The following is a 15842-nucleotide window of genomic DNA, read 5'->3' on the forward strand; positions in this document are numbered from 1 at the left end:
GCTGTGTTCATGGATCAGGCAATGGTGCCATTCCATGGGCGAACGGCGATTTCGCAGCTCCGGCGCGTGCCGAGAACGGCGCCCGCGAGCCGCCCGAACCGGGCCGGTAACAGGAAACATGGACCGGGCTCTCAGCTACTACTCAGGCATTCGTGACAGTTTCGACTCACGACATGGAATCCCCGACGCGTCACATCTGTTGTGTAGGTGTCAGCACCTACGGGCACAGCGGAGGTTACGGGGAGGGCTGATGAACGTGGGGATGGCAAGGAACCGGGCAACCGGCGCGAGCGAGGGGACCGTGGCAATCGTGGACAAGAACATCGGCATGCGTACCGACGAGGTCGCCGAGGAGCGGGACCTGGTCGGCGTCTACCTGCACGAGATCTCCCGGACGCCGCTGCTCGACGCCGCCCGGGAGGTCGACCTCTCCAAGGCGATCGAGGCGGGCCTCTACGCCGAGCACCTGCTCGACGAAGAGCGCATCCCCGACGGCGTCGACCGGGAGGACCTGGAGCGGCTGGTCGTCGAGGGTGAGCGCGCGAAGGACCTCTTCATTCGCGCCAACCTGCGGCTGGTCGTGTCGATCGCCCGGCGCTACGTGCGCTCCGGGATGCCCATGCTGGACCTGATCCAGGAGGGCAACACCGGCCTGGTCCGGGCGGTCGAGAAGTTCGACTACGAGCGTGGCTTCAAGTTCTCCACCTACGCGACCTGGTGGATCCGCCAGGCCATCAGCCGGGCGATCGCCCAGCAGGAGCGGACCGTACGGCTGCCCGTGCACCTGGTCGAGGACGTCAACCGGATGCGCAACGTGGCCCGGCAGCTCACCCGTGAGCTGGGCAGCGACCCGGAGCCGGAGCAGATCGCGACCGCGCTCGGCGTGACCGTCGAGCGGGTGAACGAGCTGGTCCGCTGGTCGCAGGACACCGTCTCGCTGGACACCCCGGTGGGTGACGACGGCGACACCAACCTCGGTGACCTGGTCGCCGACAGCGACGCGCCGTCGCCGGAGGAGATCGTCCTCACCGGCCTGGAGCGGCAGCGCATCGAGGGTCTGCTCAACCACCTCGACGACCGTTCCGCGGGCATCATGCGGGCCCGGTACGGCCTGGAGGACGGCCGCGAGCACTCGCTGACCGAGGTCGCGTCGCGGTTCTCGCTCTCCCGGGAGCGGATCCGCCAGCTGGAGATCCAGGCCCTCGGCCGGCTGCGTGAGCTGGCTCGCGCGGAAGGGCTCCAGGCGGCCTGACCTGGTAACAATTGACGGCGAACGGCCGGCGTCCGACAGGGGGACGCCGGCCGTTCGCCGTTCTCGTGGTGCTCAGACCCGGCCGTAGCCGGCGATCGTCATGATGTTCATGCCGCGCTTGCTGACGTTGCGCCCGGCGCTGGGCGCGTCGATGATCTGGCCGTTGCCGACGTAGAGCGCCACGTGCCCGAGCCCGGAGTAGAAGACCAGGTCACCCGGCTGCAGCTGGCTGCGGCTGATCCGCGTGGTGGCGTCCCACTGCCGTGCCGCGCTGTGCGGCAGCGACTTCCCGGCGGCCCGCCACGCGGCGAGCGTCAGACCGGAACAGTCGTAGCTGCCGGGGCCGTCCTGGCCGTAGCCGTAGGGCTTGCCGACGGCGCCGTAGGCGAACCGCACCGCCACGCCGGCGTCGCCGGAGACGGCCGGGGGCTTACCCGCCGACCTGGGGTTGCCGGGCGCCTCGTTGGCCCGCCCGTACGCCTTGCGCCGCATCTCGTAGAGGTCGGACAGGTCCGCCTCGATCCGCGTCTTCGCGGACTTGAGCTGCTTGGCCTGCGCCGCCTCCCGGGCGAGCGTGGCGTCCAGGCGGGTCTTCTGGTCGATCAGCCGCTGCTGGTCTTCGGTGAAGCTGTTGATGGTGCGCTGACGCTGGCGGGTGAGCTGGTCGAGCGTGCCCAGCCGCTCCGGCAGCGTGGCCTGGCCGCCCGGGTCCAGCAGGGCCGCCGCGGTGCGCATGCCACCGGTCTTGTACGCCGTCGCGGCCAGCACGCCCACATCGGCGCGGCTGCGTTCGGCCTGCTCCTGCAACGGCCCGATCCGGGCCTCCAACGTGGCCGCAGTGGCCTTGTTGGCCTTGATGTCCTCGTTGAGCTTGTTGTAGGACTCGACGATTCGCTCCAGCTCAGTCGAGGACTTCTCGATCTGCTTCGTCAGCTCGGCGGGTGTGGGCTCGGCCCGGGCCACCTGCGCCGGGGCGAGCAGCGCGGCCGAGAGGCCGGCCACCGCCAGCGAGCGGAGCAGCATCCGTAAGGACGACAAGAGCGGAAAGCTCCTCTCCCACCGGTCGCCGGGCGCATCGGCGACCCGGCGACACCGGCCCGGGGCCGTCCGGGTGGACGGCTGTCGACCGGGCCGACCTGGACAACCTAACCCGTGATCGCTGTAGCCGGGAGTTCAAGCAGGGGCGAAAGTTGGCAAAGTGGCGGAAAGTAATGAGGGGGAGCCGGTGGGTGGATGAGGCGACTCGCCCGATTCGTCGTTCTGGGCGGATGTCGCCAGGCGGCGCCGGGCAAAGTCACGACAAAGACGGAAATCGTTTTCTGTTTCCGGCGGGCAGGGCCGGGCCGGTCAACCCTGCGACAGCCGAAACCCCGAGGTCAGGTGGCGCGACGCCAACACAATGAAGCCCGGACGGGAAATCCCACCACGGGATCCCTGGTCCCGGGAGGCCGCCGTGCAGACCGACCGCTCCGCCGCCCAGCCGCCCCGCTCGCCGCGACCGGCCGCACCCAGGCTGCTCTACGCCCGGCCCGGGATTGTCGTCACCGCCGAGCGCTTCACCGTCGGCCGCAACACCTGGCCGGTGGCCGAGATCACCCAGCTCCGGACCGACCGCGGGCCGCACGACCGGCTCGCGATCCGGGCGGTCGCCGTGTCCGCCGCGATGATCGCCGCCGTCGGCCTGCTGCTCGGATTCACCGGCGGCCTGCACCGGCTCACCGCCGGGGCGTACCTCCTGCTCGGCGCGGTCGGGCTGGTGCCGATGCTGCTCGTGCTGGTCGGCGACCGCGTGCGGCCCCCGATGTACGAGCTGTGGGGCCGGGTGCGGGGCACCGAGGTGCTGCTGTTCAGCAGCGACGACGAGCGGCAGTTCGGTCAGGTCGCCCGCGCGCTGGGCCGGGCCCGGGAGGCGGCGCGGCTGGGCGGCTGGGCCGACCCGCCGGCGGCCGAGCCGTGGCGGCCGGCCCGGTGAACGGCGGTCAGCCCGCGACCGGCTCCGGGGTACGCGGCCGCTGCTCGGCGGCCACCCACCGGCTCACCCGCCGCTCGGCGTAGAACGAGACGAACGGCACGGTGCCGGCGAGCATCACCAGCAGCATCCGCTTCAGCGGCCAGTTCGCCCGGCGGGACAGGTCGAACGTGAGCGCCAGATAGACCATGTACAGCCAGCCGTGCGCCACGCCGACCACGCCGACCACGCTCGGGTTGTCGAAGCCGTACTTCAGCGGCATGCCGATCAGGACCAGCACCACGAGCGCCACGCCCACGATCCAGGCGATCACGCGGTACCGGGTTAGGGCTCCGCCCACCGTCGTCCGTCCTTCCGCACCGGCCTCAGCCGGGATAGTCGCCGGGCCGGGCGCCCGGATTGGCGTTCAACCAGGATAGGTAGCGGTTGTAGGCGGCCAGCTCGGCGTCGTCCGCCCCGTCGGCCGGGGCGGCCGGCACCCGCACGACGCGCACCGGCCGGCGTACCGCCGGGGTGGTGGCGACCGGCTCGTCGTCGGCAGCCGCCGACGGCGCCGGATCGGCCGCCGGCTGCGCGTCGCCCGGCGGTGTCGCGCGCAGCGTCTGGCGGACCTCACGCCACCAGACGAAGATCACGAAACCGGCGAACACCGGCCACTCGATCGCGTAACCGAAGCTGATCGCGTTTCCCCCGGCGGCGCGGGTGACCTGCCACCAGCCCATCCCGAGGCAACCCGCCACCAGCACGACCATGGCCACGTGGCGGACGATCCACGCCGGTGTCCAGAGCCGTTCCATGCCCACGAGAGTACCGGGACTCCCGGGCGTCTCCGACACGGCGTCGTAGTCCGGGCGGTGGTTTGGTGACACGCCCGGTGGGCATCCGAACAGGTGCCAACCCGAACGAGACGAGGGGGCGACGATGACCGAATCGGTACGCCGGGACGCGAGCCCGGAACAGCGGGTCGCGGAGTGGGACGGCGATCACGCCCGCACCGTCGACAGCGAGCAGCTCGGGGTGGACCCGGTGGAGCTGGGCGACGAGGACCTGGTCCGGGAGATGCAGAGCCTGCACCGCACCCGGCTGGACACGCTGCGCCACGCCACCGACTCGGCGCTCGCCAACCACCTGCGGCGCACCGCCGAACTGGAGACGGAGTACCTGGCCCGGCACCCCGGCCGGGAGGTCGACCCGAGCCGGCTGCGGGACGCCTGATGGCCAGCCACGCCGAGCGCGGCATGTCCGCGCCGCCGGAGGTGGTGTTCAACACCGCCACTGATCCGGACCGCTCCTCGGCCTGGCTGCCCGAGCGGCTGCGCAACTCCGGCACCTGCCGGGTCGCGGTCGTCGACGCCGACGACATGCGGGCCCGATGGAGCGCCGCGGACTGGTCCGCCGAGATCGACGTGGAACCGGCCGACGCGGGCGGCGCCCGGGTGCGGCTGGACCTGGCCGGGCCGGACCACGACCTGGCCGACGAGATCCTGGCCAATCTCGACCGCGAGGTGGCCGACAACCTGACCGCCGGATGAGCCCGGCCCGCACGACGAGCACGAGGAGGCCGGGTTGACCGGGAGTGGCCTGAAGCAGAAGGTGGCGCGCCTGCGCCAGGCGTACGCGCCGCACGAGCACCGGCCGCTGGAGGGCTACCTGAAGGCGATGGGCACGTACGCCGGTGTGACCGCCGGGCTCGTCGGCCTGGTCCGGGCGACCGGGCGGCCGGTGCCCGAGCGGCCCACGCCGGCGGACGTGGTGCTGCTCTCGATCGCCACGCACAAGCTCAGCCGGCTGCTGTCCAAGGACGCGATCACCAGCCCGCTGCGGGCGCCGTTCACCCGCTACGACCACCCGATCGGCAGCGGCGAGGTGATGGAACAGGTCCGCGACGAGGGCAGCCCGACCCGGCACGCGCTCGGCGAACTGGTCAGCTGCCCCTTCTGCCTGGCGGTCTGGGTGGCCACCGGGCTCACCGGCGGCCTGGTGCTGGCGCCCCGGCTGACCCGCCTGGTCGCCACCGCGCTGACCGCGGTGGCCGCCTCCGACTTCCTCCAGATGGGGTACGCGGTCGCCCAGCAGGCGGCCGAGGGTGGTCGCCACGAGGCGTGAGACGCGGACACGAAGGGGGCCGGCGCGCGGGCGCCGGCCCCCTTTCGCGTGTCTCCCACCGTCAGGTGGGGGTGGTGCCGTGGTCCTCGCCGGCCCAGCCGCGCGACGCCTCCGGCTCCCGCTCGTCCTCGTCCTCCCCGGTGATGACCTCCCGGTCCACGGCGGTCCGGTCGTGCTCGTTGGCGAAGTCCGGCTCCGGCAGCGTGTCGACGCCCTCCGGTGGCTGGCCGAGCGCCTCCAGGTGCTCGTGCTCGCGGTCGTGGTGGGTCATCTCGCGTCCTCTCGGTTCCGGGGGCTCAGGCGACCGTGCCGCCCAGCAGATCGGCCGCCTCGTCCGCCGCGTACTCGCCCTCAGGGAGCGCGGCGATCCGGGTGAGCAGCTCCGCGGGGAGTTCGGCGGCCACCGCCCGGCGGTAGATGTCCGCCTGGGTGATCCGCTCCTGGCCGTGGTAGATGTCGTCGAGCAGGTCGTCGAGCGGCCTGGTGTCGGGCTGCTCGGTCACGGGCGCGTCATCGGTCACGCCGACCACCTACCCGGCACCGAACCGGTCAAACTCGCCGCAACCCCGCTCAGGCCGGTGCCGGGAGCGTGGCCCGGCGGGCCCGGACAGCCTGGGCCAGGTGCTCCAGGACCTCGGCGGTGGAGTCCCAGCCGATGCAGGCGTCGGTGACCGACTGGCCGTACGTCAGCTCCCGGGTCGGGTCCAGGTCCTGCCGGCCGGGCACCAGGAAGCTCTCCAGCATGATGCCGACGATCCCGCGCTGCCCGGCGGCGAGCTGGGCGGCCACGTCGGCGGCGACGAGCGGCTGGTTGCGGTGGTCCTTGCCGCTGTTGGCGTGGCTGGCGTCGACCACCACCCGCTCCGGCAGGCCCGCAGCGCGCAGCAGTTCCAGCGCCCCGGCCACCGACTCCGCGTCGTAGTTCGGCCGGCCGCCACCGCCGCGCAGCACCAGGTGCCCGTCCGCGTTGCCCCGGGTGTGCATGATCGCCGGCGTGCCGGAGACGTCGATGCCCGGGAAGACGTGCGGCACCCCGGCCGCCCGGATCGCGTCCACCGCGGTGGCGATGCTGCCGTCGGGGCGGTTCTTCATGCCGATCGGCATGGACAGCCCGGAGGCGAGCTGCCGGTGCACCTGGCTCTCCACCGTCCGCGCGCCGATCGCACCCCAGGCCACCGTGTCCGCGATGTACTGCGGGGTGATCGGGTCGAGGAACTCGCAGCCCACCGGCAGACCCAGCCGCAGCACGTCGAGCAGGAGCGCCCGCGCGGTACGCAGGCCCGTGTTCACGTCGCCGGAGCCGTCCAGCGCCGGGTCGTTGATCAGGCCCTTCCAGCCCACCGTCGAGCGCGGCTTCTCGAAGTAGACACGCATCACCACGAGCAGGTCGTCGGCGACCCGCGCGGCGGCCTCGCGCAGCCGTCCCGCGTACTCCAGGGCGGCGGCCGGGTCGTGCACGGAGCAGGGGCCGACGACGACGAGCAACCGGTCGTCGGCGCGGTCCAGCACCCGGCCGACGGCACGCCGGCCCGCCACGACGGCCTCGGCCAGCGGGGTGTCGAGGGGCAGGTGGTGGTGCAGCAGGGCGGGGGTGGTCAGCGGCACCACACGGTCGATGCGCTGGTCGATGACGCGATGGGCGTCCGGGGAGGTGGTCACGGTGGGGATTCCTTCCGCCGACCGTGCCCCCGTGCCGGGTCCGGGGGATCGAGCCGGCTGCTCGCATACGAAAGGGCAGGGAAACAATCCCTGCCCGGCCGGCTCGAAGAGGTGGTGACGTCAGCTCATGGTCGAGTCACCGGCTCCTCCAGCCGGCTGCCTAAACCATCGATACGACCGCGTCACGTCGGCCAGCGTACCCGACGCGCGCCGGAAAACCCGCTGTCGTTCCGAAGTGCGGAACACGGGGTATGAGATCGCCATGACCACGAGCCACGACCCCACTGACCAGGAACGGATCGAGTCCCGAGCGCATCTGCTGCCGGAGGAGGCGGCGGCGGGCAGCGACGACGCCCAGGCGCAGGCCGACGCGATCCTCGCCGAGTCCGACATCCGCGAGGCGGACCAGAACGCCGCCCCCGACACGGTGCTGGAGCACCGCACCTCCGAGCAGACCGTCACCCCCGTCGAGCCTCCCGACTGAGCCCGGCGCCCCGGGCCCGGCGGGAACCCCGGTAACTGTCGTCCCGCAGCCGGGCCAGCGGGCCGGCCAGACGTAACCCCGGCGGCACGTTGCCGATCGGGTCGAACGTGAGCGCGGCGTCCTCGGCGGCGCCGCGCTCGTCGTCGAGGCGTACCTCGCCGAACGGCCGCCACCGGCCCACCGGCGAGGCCACCGCCAGCACCAGCCGGGGCTCGGCACCGGCCACCGCCGCGCCCGCCTCGGCCAGGCCGCGGCCCAGGTCGGGTGACTCCGGGTCGGCCAGCGCGGCCAGGAGCAGCCGCCGCGCGCCGGCCCGGAACGGCATGATCGACGTGTACGTCCCGGTGAAGCGCCGCCGAGGCAGCGGCAGGTTCCGCAGCACCGGCGCGGCGCCGCTGGAACTCCACAGCAGGTCCACCGGCGGCTCCGGGTCACGGTGCAGCCGCACCGCCACGCCCAGCACGTCCGGCCAGGCACCCGGCGTCGGCACGCCCTTGGAGAGGCGGATCGTGGCCGGCCACCGGCCGGGGGAGTCCAGCAGCGGCACCCCGGTCGGCGGTCCCGGCGTACCCCAGATCCGGGTCTCGCCGGCGAACGTGCGCCCGGCCGGGTGCAGCAGCCGGGCGTGCCGGAGCCGGGCCAGCGCGGCGGCGGCGCGCTCGACGGCGGAGGATGTGGTGGCGGCCATGCCCGCTGGGGTACCCCGGCGCGCACCGACGATGCTCCGGCGCGCGCGTCACGTCTGCGCCTCCGAGATCGGATAGCGTCGTCTCATGCCCGACAGCGGTTTCCCCTGGCCGATCGAGACGACCCGACTGGACAACGGCCTGCGCGTGGTGGTGAGCGAGGACCGTTCCGCCCCGGCCGTGGCGGTCAACCTCTGGTACGACGTGGGCTCACGTCACGAGCCGGCCGGACAGACCGGCTTCGCCCACCTGTTCGAGCACCTCATGTTCGAGGGCTCGGTGAACGTGGCGAAGACCGAGCACATGAAGCTGATCCAGGGCGCCGGCGGCTCGCTCAACGCGACCACCAACCCGGACCGGACCAACTACTTCGAGACGGTCCCCGCCGAGCACCTGGAACTGGCGCTCTGGCTGGAGGCCGACCGGATGGGCGGGCTGGTGCCGGCGCTGACCCAGGAGACGCTGGACAACCAGCGCGACGTGGTGAAGAACGAGCGCCGGCAGCGCTACGAGAACGTGCCGTACGGTGACGCCTGGCTGCGCCTGCTGCCGCTGCTCTACCCGCCCGGGCACCCGTACCACCACGCGACGATCGGGTCGATGGCCGACCTGAACGCCGCCGACCTGGCCACCTTCCAGGAGTTCCACAGCACGTACTACGCGCCGAACAACGCGGTCCTCACGGTGGTCGGCGACACCACCGCCGCGGAGGTGTTCGCGCTCGCCGACAAGTACTTCGGCGGCCTCGCCGCGCGGGCCGACATCCCGGCTGCGCCGGACGGCCGCACCGTGCCGGCCACCGGCCGCCCGGCGGTGGAGACGGTCACCGCCGACGTGCCCGCCCCCCGCGTCTACGTCGCGCACCGCACCCACCCGTTCGGCACCCCGGGGTACGACGTGACCACGGTGCTGGCCACAGTGCTCGGCAGCGGCCGGGGCAGCCGCCTCTACCAGCGGCTCGCCGACGGGGAACGGATCGCCCAGCCGGACCTGGTCGGCGCGGACGGGGTGGACCTGGCGCACGCACCCGCGCCGCTGATCGCCACCGCCACGGCCCGCCCCGGGGTGAGCGCCGAGCGGCTGCGCGACGGGCTGGCCGACGTGGTCGACGAGCTGGCGACCGTGCCGGTGACCGCCGCCGAGCTGGACCGGGCCAAGGCCCTGCTGACCACCATGTGGTGGCGGCAGATGTCCACTGTCGACGGGCGGGCGGACACGCTCGGCCGGTACGCCACCCAGCTCGGCGACCCGGCCCGCGCGGCCGACCGGCTGCCGGCCTGGCTCGCGGTGACCGCGGAGCAGATCGCCGAGCAGGCCGCCGAGCTGCTCGGCGCCGCCGACCGGGTGATCCTGACCTACGTGCCCGAGGAGAACTGATGTCGCTGATCGCCACCCGTCCCGGCCCCGGCGCCGCCCGCGCCTACCGGTTCCCGCAGGTGGTCCGGCGGACGGCGGCCGGTGGCCAGGTGGTCGCCGCGCACCTGCCCGGGCAGAACCTCGCCGTCGCGTTGCTGCTGCTCGACGGTGGCGCGGGCCGGGAGCCGGTCGGCAAGGAGGGACTCGGCGCGGTGCTGGCCAAGGCGCTGGAGGAGGGCACCGCGCAGCGGGACGCCACCGCGTACGCGCTGGCCATCGAGGCGCTCGGCACCGAGCTGTCGACCGGGCTGGACTGGGACTCGTTCCAGGTGAGCGTGCAGGTGCCGGTGGACCGGCTGACCGCCGCCGTGGAGCTGCTGGCCGAGGCGGTCCGTACGCCGCGGCTCGACCCGGCCGACGTGCGGCGGGTCCGCGACGACGAGGCGACAGCGCTGCGGATGGACTGGGCCAACCCCGGTCCGCGTGCCGACGCGGTGCTGCGGGCCGAGCTGTTCGGCGCACAGCACCGGTGGGGCCGGCCGCTCTACGGCGACCCGGACAGCGTGGCCGCGCTGGAGGTGGACGACGTCACCGTCTTCCACTCGGAGTGGTTCATCCGTCCCGGCACGCTCGTCGTCGCCGGTGACCTGGAGCGGATCGACCTGGACGCGCTCGCCGCGACGGCGTTCGCCGGTGCCGGCGGTGGCCCCGTGGAACGCGGCGGCCCGATCGACGTGCCGCTGGCCGGGCAACGGCGGATCGTCCTGGTGGACCGGCCCGGCTCGGTGCAGTCCACGCTGCGGCTCGGTCATCCGGCCCCGCACCGGTCGCACCCCGACCACGTGCCGATGACGCTCGCCGGCACCGTGCTCGGCGGCGCGTTCACGTCCCGGCTCAACCACCTGATCCGCGAGGTGCGCGGCTACACGTACGGGATCCGGGGCGACTTCGCCTCGTCCCGGCGGTTCGGCCGCTTCGCGGTCAACTCCGGCGTGCAGACCGCGGTGACCGCCCCGGCGCTCGTCGAGGCGGTGGGCGAGATCTCGCGTACCCAGCTGACCGGCGTCACCGAGGACGAGCTCGAGGTGGCGCGTTCCTGGCGGGCCGGGCAGCTCTCGGTCGAGTTGCAGAGTCCGCGATCGATCGCCGCGGCCCTGAGCACGCTCGTCGTGCACGACCTGCCGGACGACTACCACGCGCGGCTGCGGGAGCGACTGCTCGCCGCGACCGTCGAGGAGGTCTCCGCCGCCGCCGCGACCTACCTGCACCCGGAGTCGCTGACGATGGTGATCGAGGGGGACGCGGCGGTCATCCGGGACGAGTTGGTCGCCAGCGGTCTCGGTGAGGTGCTCGACCACACGTGACGGGGCGGGGCGGCGGGCCTGTGATTCCCGTCGCCCCGCATCCGCGCGGTGGGAAACGTTTCCCACCCGTGCCGCCCGGCTGGGTAGCCTCGCGGGCATGAGGATCGGCATTGTGGGAGCCACCGGTCAGGTCGGTGGCGTCATGCGGCAGGTGCTGGCGGAGCGCGAGTTCCCGGCGGAGCAGGTGCGCCTGTTCGCCTCGGCCCGGTCGGCCGGGCGCACGCTGCCCTGGCGCGACGGCGAGGTCACCGTCGAGGACGCGGCCACCGCGGACTACCGCGGCCTGGACATCGTGCTCTTCTCGGCGGGCAAGGGCACCGCGAAGGAGCTGGCTCCCCGGGTCGCCGAGGCCGGCGCGGTGGTGATCGACAACTCCTCGGCCTTCCGGATGGACCCGCAGGTGCCGCTGGTGGTGGCCGAGGTCAACCCGCACGCGATCGCGGACCGCCCGAAGGGCATCGTGGCCAACCCGAACTGCACCACGATGGCCGCGATGCCGGTGCTGCGCCCGCTGCACGCCGAGGCCGGGCTGGTCAGCCTGGTCGTCTCCACCTACCAGGCGGTCTCCGGCGCCGGCCTGGCCGGTGTCGCGGAGCTGGACGAGCAGGTCCGCAAGGTGGCCGAGGACGCCACCGGGCTCGCGTTCGACGGCGGGGCGGTCCAGTTCCCGGCGCCGCGCTCGTTCGCCCGCCCGATCGCCTTCAACGTGCTCCCGCTCGCCGGTTCGATCGTCGACGACGGCTCCTTCGAGACCGACGAGGAGCAGAAGCTGCGCAACGAGAGCCGCAAGATCCTGGAGATCCCCGGGCTGAAGGTCTCCGGCACGTGCGTGCGGGTCCCGGTCTTCACCGGCCACTCGCTGCAGATCAACGCCCGGTTCGCCCGGCCGATCGACCCGGCCCGCGCCCGTGAGCTGCTCGACGGCGCGCCCGGCGTGGCGCTGCGCGACGTTCCGACTCCGCTGGAGGCGGCCGGCCAGGACCCGACGTACGTCGGGCGGATCCGGGCCGACGAGACCGTCGAGCACGGGCTCGCGCTGTTCTGCGCCAACGACAACCTCCGCAAGGGCGCGGCGCTCAACGCCGTGCAGCTCGCCGAGCTGGTCGCCGCCGAGCGCTGACCCCGTGGGCGTCCGTGCCGGGCCACCCGGCACGGACGCTCCCGCAGCGGGTATGCCCCCGCGTCGCCGGCCGCCCCGCGCCGGCAGGGCGGGGGTGCCGATGACGGCCGAAGGGGACACCGGGGACGCCGGGACGCGCTCGGACACGGTCCGGGCGATCGGGTTCAGCGACGCGGTCTTCGCCATCGTCATCACGCTGCTGGTGCTCGACCTGCGGGTGCCCGAGACGGCGCCGGGCGGAATGCTGCGCGCCCTGCTCGACCAGTGGCCGGTCTACCTCGCCTACGTCACGTCGTACCTGTACGTGGCGGTCAACTGGCTGAACCACAAGGGGACGTTCCACCGGGTCCGCTGCGCCGACCGGGGACTGCACTGGGCGAACCTCGGCGTGCTGTTCAGCGTGGCGCTGCTGCCGTTCGTCACCGGGCTCGTCTCCCGCGCCGTGGAGGAGGGCGACGTCGTCGACGAACGGGTCGCGGTGTCCGCGTACGCGCTCGTCGGCGTGATCCTGTCGATGACCTGGCTCTGGCTCTACCACTACCTGAGCCGGCACCGGGAACTGCTGGAGCCGCACGTCACCGCGCGGTTCTTCGAGGCCGAACGCGTCCGGGCCCTGCTCGGCGTGCTCGCGTACGCGATCGCCGGTCTGGTGGGCGTGCTGCTGAGCGTGCCGGCGGCGCTCGCGGTGCTCCTGCTGTTGCCGATCTTCTACGGGCTGTCCAGCAACGGCTCCTACGACCTGCGCCGACGCCTGTACCCCCGGCGGTGATGCGTGCGTTACCCCGCCTGCGGCGGCGGGTAGACGGCCGTGCCGACACCGAGAGGGGAGCACCATGACAACGGTCGGAGAGTTCATGACGACCCGGTTGGTGACGATGGACGGCAACGACACGCTCATCGCCGCGGCGCAGGAGATGCGCGACAGCGCCATCGGCGACGTGGTGGTGACCGACGGCGACGACGTGGTCGGCATTGTGACGGACCGGGACATCGCGGTACGCGGCGTGGCCGAGAACATGGACCCCACCGCCACCCGCCTCAACCAGATCACCAGCAAGGACGTGGTGACGGTGAGCCAGAACGACGACGCGGTGGCCGCCGCCGACCTGATGCGCACGTACGCGGTCCGCCGCCTCCCGGTGGTCGACGACGGCCGCCTGGTCGGCCTGATCTCCATGGGTGATCTGGCGGTGGAGCGGGAACCCCAGTCGGTGCTCGCGGACATCAGCGCCGACGACCCCAACAACTGACCTGACCGACGCGGTGACGCCGGCTCCCGGTTCGGGGGCCGGCGTCGCGCGTGTGTGCGGTGGCGCCGCGCTCACCCGGTTCGGGCGAGGTTGGCCCCGGAACGGGTGGGGACACGGGCCTCGGACAGGAGACCGCGGATCGCGGGAGGAGTCGCCCGGATGGTGGACATGACCACGAGATTCTTCGAGGACCTGGATCGGCGGGGGTTCGAGCCCCTGCTGGTCAAGACATCCGGAACGCTTCGCTTCGACCTACACGAGGGCCCGCACACCACGCACTGGCTGCTGGAGATCGATCACGGCAACCTGCGGGTCCGCCAGGAGGACGGCGAGGCGGACACGGTGGTGGGCACCGAGCCGCGTCTGTTCGCCGAGCTGGTCGGCGGTGAGGAGAACGCGATCGCGGCGCTGCTGCGCGGTGACATGACCGTCGTCGGCGACCTGCGGCTCGTGTTGCAGGTCGAGCGGGTCTTCCCCGGCCCGCCGGACTCCCGGGGACCGCACCACACGTTCAGCGGGAGGGGTGCCTGATGCCCGGCAGCAACACCGTCCGGATCCTGGACGGCAACACGTTCGTGGTCAGCGAGGACACCGGCGACATCGAGGCCACACCGAGCGAGCCGACCGGCCTCTTCTCGCTCGACACCCGGTACCTGTCGAAGTGGGTGCTCACCGTCAACGGCGAGCGGCTCAACGCGCTCTCCTACGACGACCTGCAGTACTACGAGGCCCGGTTCTTCCTGGTGCCCGGTGTGGCCACGCACTACATCGACGCGAAGCTGTCGGTCATCCGGGAGCGGGCGGTGGGCGGCAGCTTCCGCGAGACGCTGACCATCCTCAACCACGACGAGAAGGCGGTCGATCTGGAGGTCCGGATGGACGCCGGGTCCGACTTCGCCGACCTGTTCCAGGTCAAGGACGAGATCCTGAACAAGAAGGGCGAACACTACGCCGAGGCCGAGTCCGACCGGCTGCGCCTGGGCTACCGGCGCGGCAACTTCCGGCGCGAGACGCTCCTCTCCGCCAACCGGCCGGCCCGCTACGACCAGCGCGGCTTCGCCTGGAGCATCCGGCTGGAACCCAACGAGCAGTGGGACGCCGTCATCGACGTGCAGACGTTCGCGATCGGCCCCGGCGGCCGGGACCTGCGGATGGGACTGCGCGCGCACGGCACCGAGCGGCTCGCGCTCCAGCACGACCTGGAGGAGTGGATCAGCCGGGCCCCGAAGCTGAACAGCGAGCACGAGGAACTCGCGGCGACGTACCGGCGGAGCCTGGTCGACCTCGCGGCGCTGCGCTTCTCGCCGCTGTCGCTCGGCGGGCAGACGCTGCCCGCGGCCGGCCTGCCCTGGTTCATGACCATGTTCGGCCGGGACAGCATCCTCACCTGCCTCCAGGTGCTGCCGTTCGCGCCGGACATGTCGAAGACCACGCTGCGCATCCTCGGCGCGCTGCAGGGGACCCGGTTCGACGACTTCCGGGACGAGGACCCGGGCCGGATCCTGCACGAGATGCGGTACGGCGAGACGGCCGCGTTCGAGGAACAACCGCACTCGCCGTACTACGGCTCGGTGGACGCGACCCCGCTGTTCGTGGTGCTGCTCGACGAGTACGAGCGGTGGAGCGGCGACGGCGCGCTGGTCAAGGAACTGGAACGGGAGTGCCGGGCGGCGCTGAAGTGGATCGACGACTACGCCGACCTGCTCGGCAACGGCTACATCTGGTACGAGCGGCGCAACACCGACACCGGCCTGGAGAACCAGTGCTGGAAGGACTCGTGGGACTCCATCTCGTACGCCGACGGCACACTGCCGCCGTTCCCGCGGGCCACCTGCGAGGTGCAGGGGTACGCGTACGACGCGAAGGTGCGGGCCGCCCGGATGGCCCGGGAGTTCTGGGACGACCCCACGTACGCCGATCAGCTGGAACGCGAGGCGGCGGAGCTGAAGCGGCGCTTCAACAACGACTGGTGGGTCGCCGACCGCGGCTTCTACGCGCTCGCGCTGGACCCGGACGGGCGCCAGTGCGACGTGCTCAGCTCCAACATGGGCCACCTGCTGTGGAGCGGGATCGTGGACGACGAGCGGGCGTCGAAGGTCGCCGAACACCTGGTCGGTCCCCGGCTCTGGTCCGGCTGGGGGGTGCGGACGCTGGCCGAGGGTGAGGTCCGCTACAACCCGATCGGCTACCACAACGGCACGATCTGGCCGTTCGACAACTCGTTCGTCGCCTGGGGCCTGCGCCGGTACGGCTTCGCCGAGGAGGCCGCCACCGTCGCCAACGGCATCCTCGAGGCGGCCACCTACTTCGACGGGCGGCTGCCGGAGGCGTTCGGCGGCTACCAGCGCGAGCTGACCAAGTTCCCGGTGGAGTACCCGACCGCGTGCAGCCCGCAGGCCTGGTCGACCGGCGCGCCGCTGCTGCTGCTGCGCACCATCCTCGGGCTGGAGCCGCACGACCAGCACCTGGCTGTCGACCCGCGGCTGCCGGTGGGCATGGGACGGATCGAGGTGCTGGACATCCCGGGCCGCTGGGGCCGGGTGGACGCGTTCGCCCGGGGGCGGCTCAACCTCGAGGAACTGGCCGACTGAGCCCG

20 protein-coding genes are annotated in these 15842 nt (G+C 72.7%); 13 read left to right on the top strand and 7 right to left on the bottom strand.

Translation table 11 applies throughout. The annotated features are described in order from the left end of the window. Nucleotides 1-262: 262 nt before the first annotated feature. Nucleotides 263-1252: a sigma-70 family RNA polymerase sigma factor gene (locus O7607_RS18290; RefSeq protein WP_030502256.1), complete on the top strand. Its 990-nt coding sequence runs from the start codon at nt 263-265 to the stop codon at nt 1250-1252. A gap of 72 nt (nt 1253-1324) precedes the next feature. Here the strand turns inward: O7607_RS18290 and O7607_RS18295 are convergent, their stop codons facing one another. After that, nucleotides 1325-2290, bottom strand: coding sequence for a C40 family peptidase (locus O7607_RS18295; RefSeq protein WP_269704445.1), 966 nt, complete (start codon nt 2288-2290; stop codon nt 1325-1327). A gap of 415 nt (nt 2291-2705) precedes the next feature. Between O7607_RS18295 and O7607_RS18300 the strand changes: the two genes are divergently transcribed. Then, nucleotides 2706-3224: a DUF6232 family protein gene (locus O7607_RS18300; RefSeq protein WP_269704446.1), complete on the top strand. Its 519-nt coding sequence runs from the start codon at nt 2706-2708 to the stop codon at nt 3222-3224. Nucleotides 3225-3231: 7 nt separating this feature from the next. Here O7607_RS18300 and O7607_RS18305 read toward each other — a convergent pair whose 3' ends face one another. Both O7607_RS18305 and O7607_RS18310 read right to left on the bottom strand, forming a co-directional pair. Next, complete coding sequence (locus O7607_RS18305; RefSeq protein WP_269704447.1) at nt 3232-3561, bottom strand: DUF3817 domain-containing protein; 330 nt, start codon at nt 3559-3561, stop codon at nt 3232-3234. A gap of 25 nt (nt 3562-3586) precedes the next feature. Next, nucleotides 3587-4018 carry a hypothetical protein gene (locus O7607_RS18310; protein ID WP_269704448.1) on the bottom strand — a complete coding sequence of 144 codons (432 nt, stop codon included), beginning with the start codon at nt 4016-4018 and terminating at the stop codon, nt 3587-3589. A 124-nt stretch (nt 4019-4142) separates the two neighbouring features. Between O7607_RS18310 and O7607_RS18315 the strand changes: the two genes are divergently transcribed. From O7607_RS18315 to O7607_RS18325, 3 genes are read left to right on the top strand one after another with little or no spacing between them, the layout of a single operon-like run. Then, nucleotides 4143-4436 carry a DUF6158 family protein gene (locus tag O7607_RS18315; protein ID WP_269704449.1) on the top strand — a complete coding sequence of 98 codons (294 nt, stop codon included), beginning with the start codon at nt 4143-4145 and terminating at the stop codon, nt 4434-4436. Further along, nucleotides 4436-4753 carry a hypothetical protein gene (locus O7607_RS18320; RefSeq protein ID WP_269704450.1) on the top strand — a complete coding sequence of 106 codons (318 nt, stop codon included), beginning with the start codon at nt 4436-4438 and terminating at the stop codon, nt 4751-4753. Before O7607_RS18315 ends, O7607_RS18320 begins: the two co-directional genes overlap by 1 nt. Before the next feature lie 34 nt (nt 4754-4787). Further along, nucleotides 4788-5327, top strand: a complete 540-nt coding sequence (locus tag O7607_RS18325; RefSeq protein WP_269704451.1) for a DUF1360 domain-containing protein — start codon at nt 4788-4790, stop codon at nt 5325-5327. A 61-nt stretch (nt 5328-5388) separates the two neighbouring features. Here O7607_RS18325 and O7607_RS18330 read toward each other — a convergent pair whose 3' ends face one another. The 3 genes from O7607_RS18330 to O7607_RS18340 are packed head-to-tail and all read right to left on the bottom strand — an operon-like array spanning nt 5389 to nt 6995. Continuing rightward, nucleotides 5389-5598 (bottom strand): hypothetical protein, encoded by a 210-nt coding sequence (locus O7607_RS18330; RefSeq protein ID WP_269704452.1) that lies wholly within the window; start codon nt 5596-5598, stop codon nt 5389-5391. Between the two features lie 25 nt (nt 5599-5623). After that, nucleotides 5624-5857, bottom strand: coding sequence for a hypothetical protein (locus O7607_RS18335; RefSeq protein WP_393262684.1), 234 nt, complete (start codon nt 5855-5857; stop codon nt 5624-5626). Between the two features lie 40 nt (nt 5858-5897). Continuing rightward, nucleotides 5898-6995 (bottom strand): 3-deoxy-7-phosphoheptulonate synthase, encoded by a 1098-nt coding sequence (locus O7607_RS18340; RefSeq protein ID WP_269707015.1) that lies wholly within the window; start codon nt 6993-6995, stop codon nt 5898-5900. A 253-nt stretch (nt 6996-7248) separates the two neighbouring features. On the opposite strand from O7607_RS18340, the gene O7607_RS18345 reads away from it, so the two are divergent. Next, nucleotides 7249-7470, top strand: a complete 222-nt coding sequence (locus O7607_RS18345; RefSeq protein ID WP_269704454.1) for a hypothetical protein — start codon at nt 7249-7251, stop codon at nt 7468-7470. On the opposite strand, the gene O7607_RS18350 is transcribed toward O7607_RS18345, so the two are convergent. Further along, entirely contained in the window at nt 7445-8158 is a 714-nt protein-coding gene (locus tag O7607_RS18350; RefSeq protein ID WP_269704455.1) for a phosphodiesterase, read from the bottom strand. The two genes, O7607_RS18345 and O7607_RS18350, sit on opposite strands and share 26 nt — an antisense overlap. An 85-nt stretch (nt 8159-8243) precedes the next feature. On the opposite strand from O7607_RS18350, the gene O7607_RS18355 reads away from it, so the two are divergent. The 7 genes from O7607_RS18355 (at nt 8244) to O7607_RS18385 (ending at nt 15837) form a co-directional block, all read left to right on the top strand. Next, a complete protein-coding gene (locus O7607_RS18355; RefSeq protein WP_269704456.1) occupies nt 8244-9533 on the top strand; it encodes a M16 family metallopeptidase in 1290 nt (429 codons plus the stop codon). Further along, entirely contained in the window at nt 9533-10876 is a 1344-nt protein-coding gene (locus O7607_RS18360) for a M16 family metallopeptidase (RefSeq protein ID WP_269704457.1), read from the top strand. The genes O7607_RS18355 and O7607_RS18360 overlap by 1 nt, the downstream gene beginning before the upstream one ends. A 97-nt stretch (nt 10877-10973) precedes the next feature. Continuing rightward, on the top strand, nt 10974-11996 hold the full coding sequence (locus O7607_RS18365) for an aspartate-semialdehyde dehydrogenase (RefSeq protein WP_269704458.1): 1023 nt from the start codon (nt 10974-10976) through the stop codon (nt 11994-11996). 100 nt (nt 11997-12096) lie between these two features. Continuing rightward, nucleotides 12097-12765 carry a TMEM175 family protein gene (locus O7607_RS18370; RefSeq protein WP_269704459.1) on the top strand — a complete coding sequence of 223 codons (669 nt, stop codon included), beginning with the start codon at nt 12097-12099 and terminating at the stop codon, nt 12763-12765. Nucleotides 12766-12829: 64 nt separating this feature from the next. After that, nucleotides 12830-13246: a CBS domain-containing protein gene (locus O7607_RS18375; RefSeq protein ID WP_269704460.1), complete on the top strand. Its 417-nt coding sequence runs from the start codon at nt 12830-12832 to the stop codon at nt 13244-13246. 159 nt (nt 13247-13405) lie between these two features. After that, complete coding sequence (locus O7607_RS18380) at nt 13406-13777, top strand: SCP2 sterol-binding domain-containing protein (RefSeq protein WP_269704461.1); 372 nt, start codon at nt 13406-13408, stop codon at nt 13775-13777. Further along, nucleotides 13777-15837 (top strand): amylo-alpha-1,6-glucosidase, encoded by a 2061-nt coding sequence (locus O7607_RS18385; RefSeq protein WP_269704462.1) that lies wholly within the window; start codon nt 13777-13779, stop codon nt 15835-15837. Before O7607_RS18380 ends, O7607_RS18385 begins: the two co-directional genes overlap by 1 nt. Nucleotides 15838-15842: the final 5 nt, after the last annotated feature.

The sequence above is a fragment of the Micromonospora sp. WMMA1949 genome, from assembly GCF_027460145.1.
Classification (GTDB): Bacteria; Actinomycetota; Actinomycetes; order Mycobacteriales; family Micromonosporaceae; genus Micromonospora.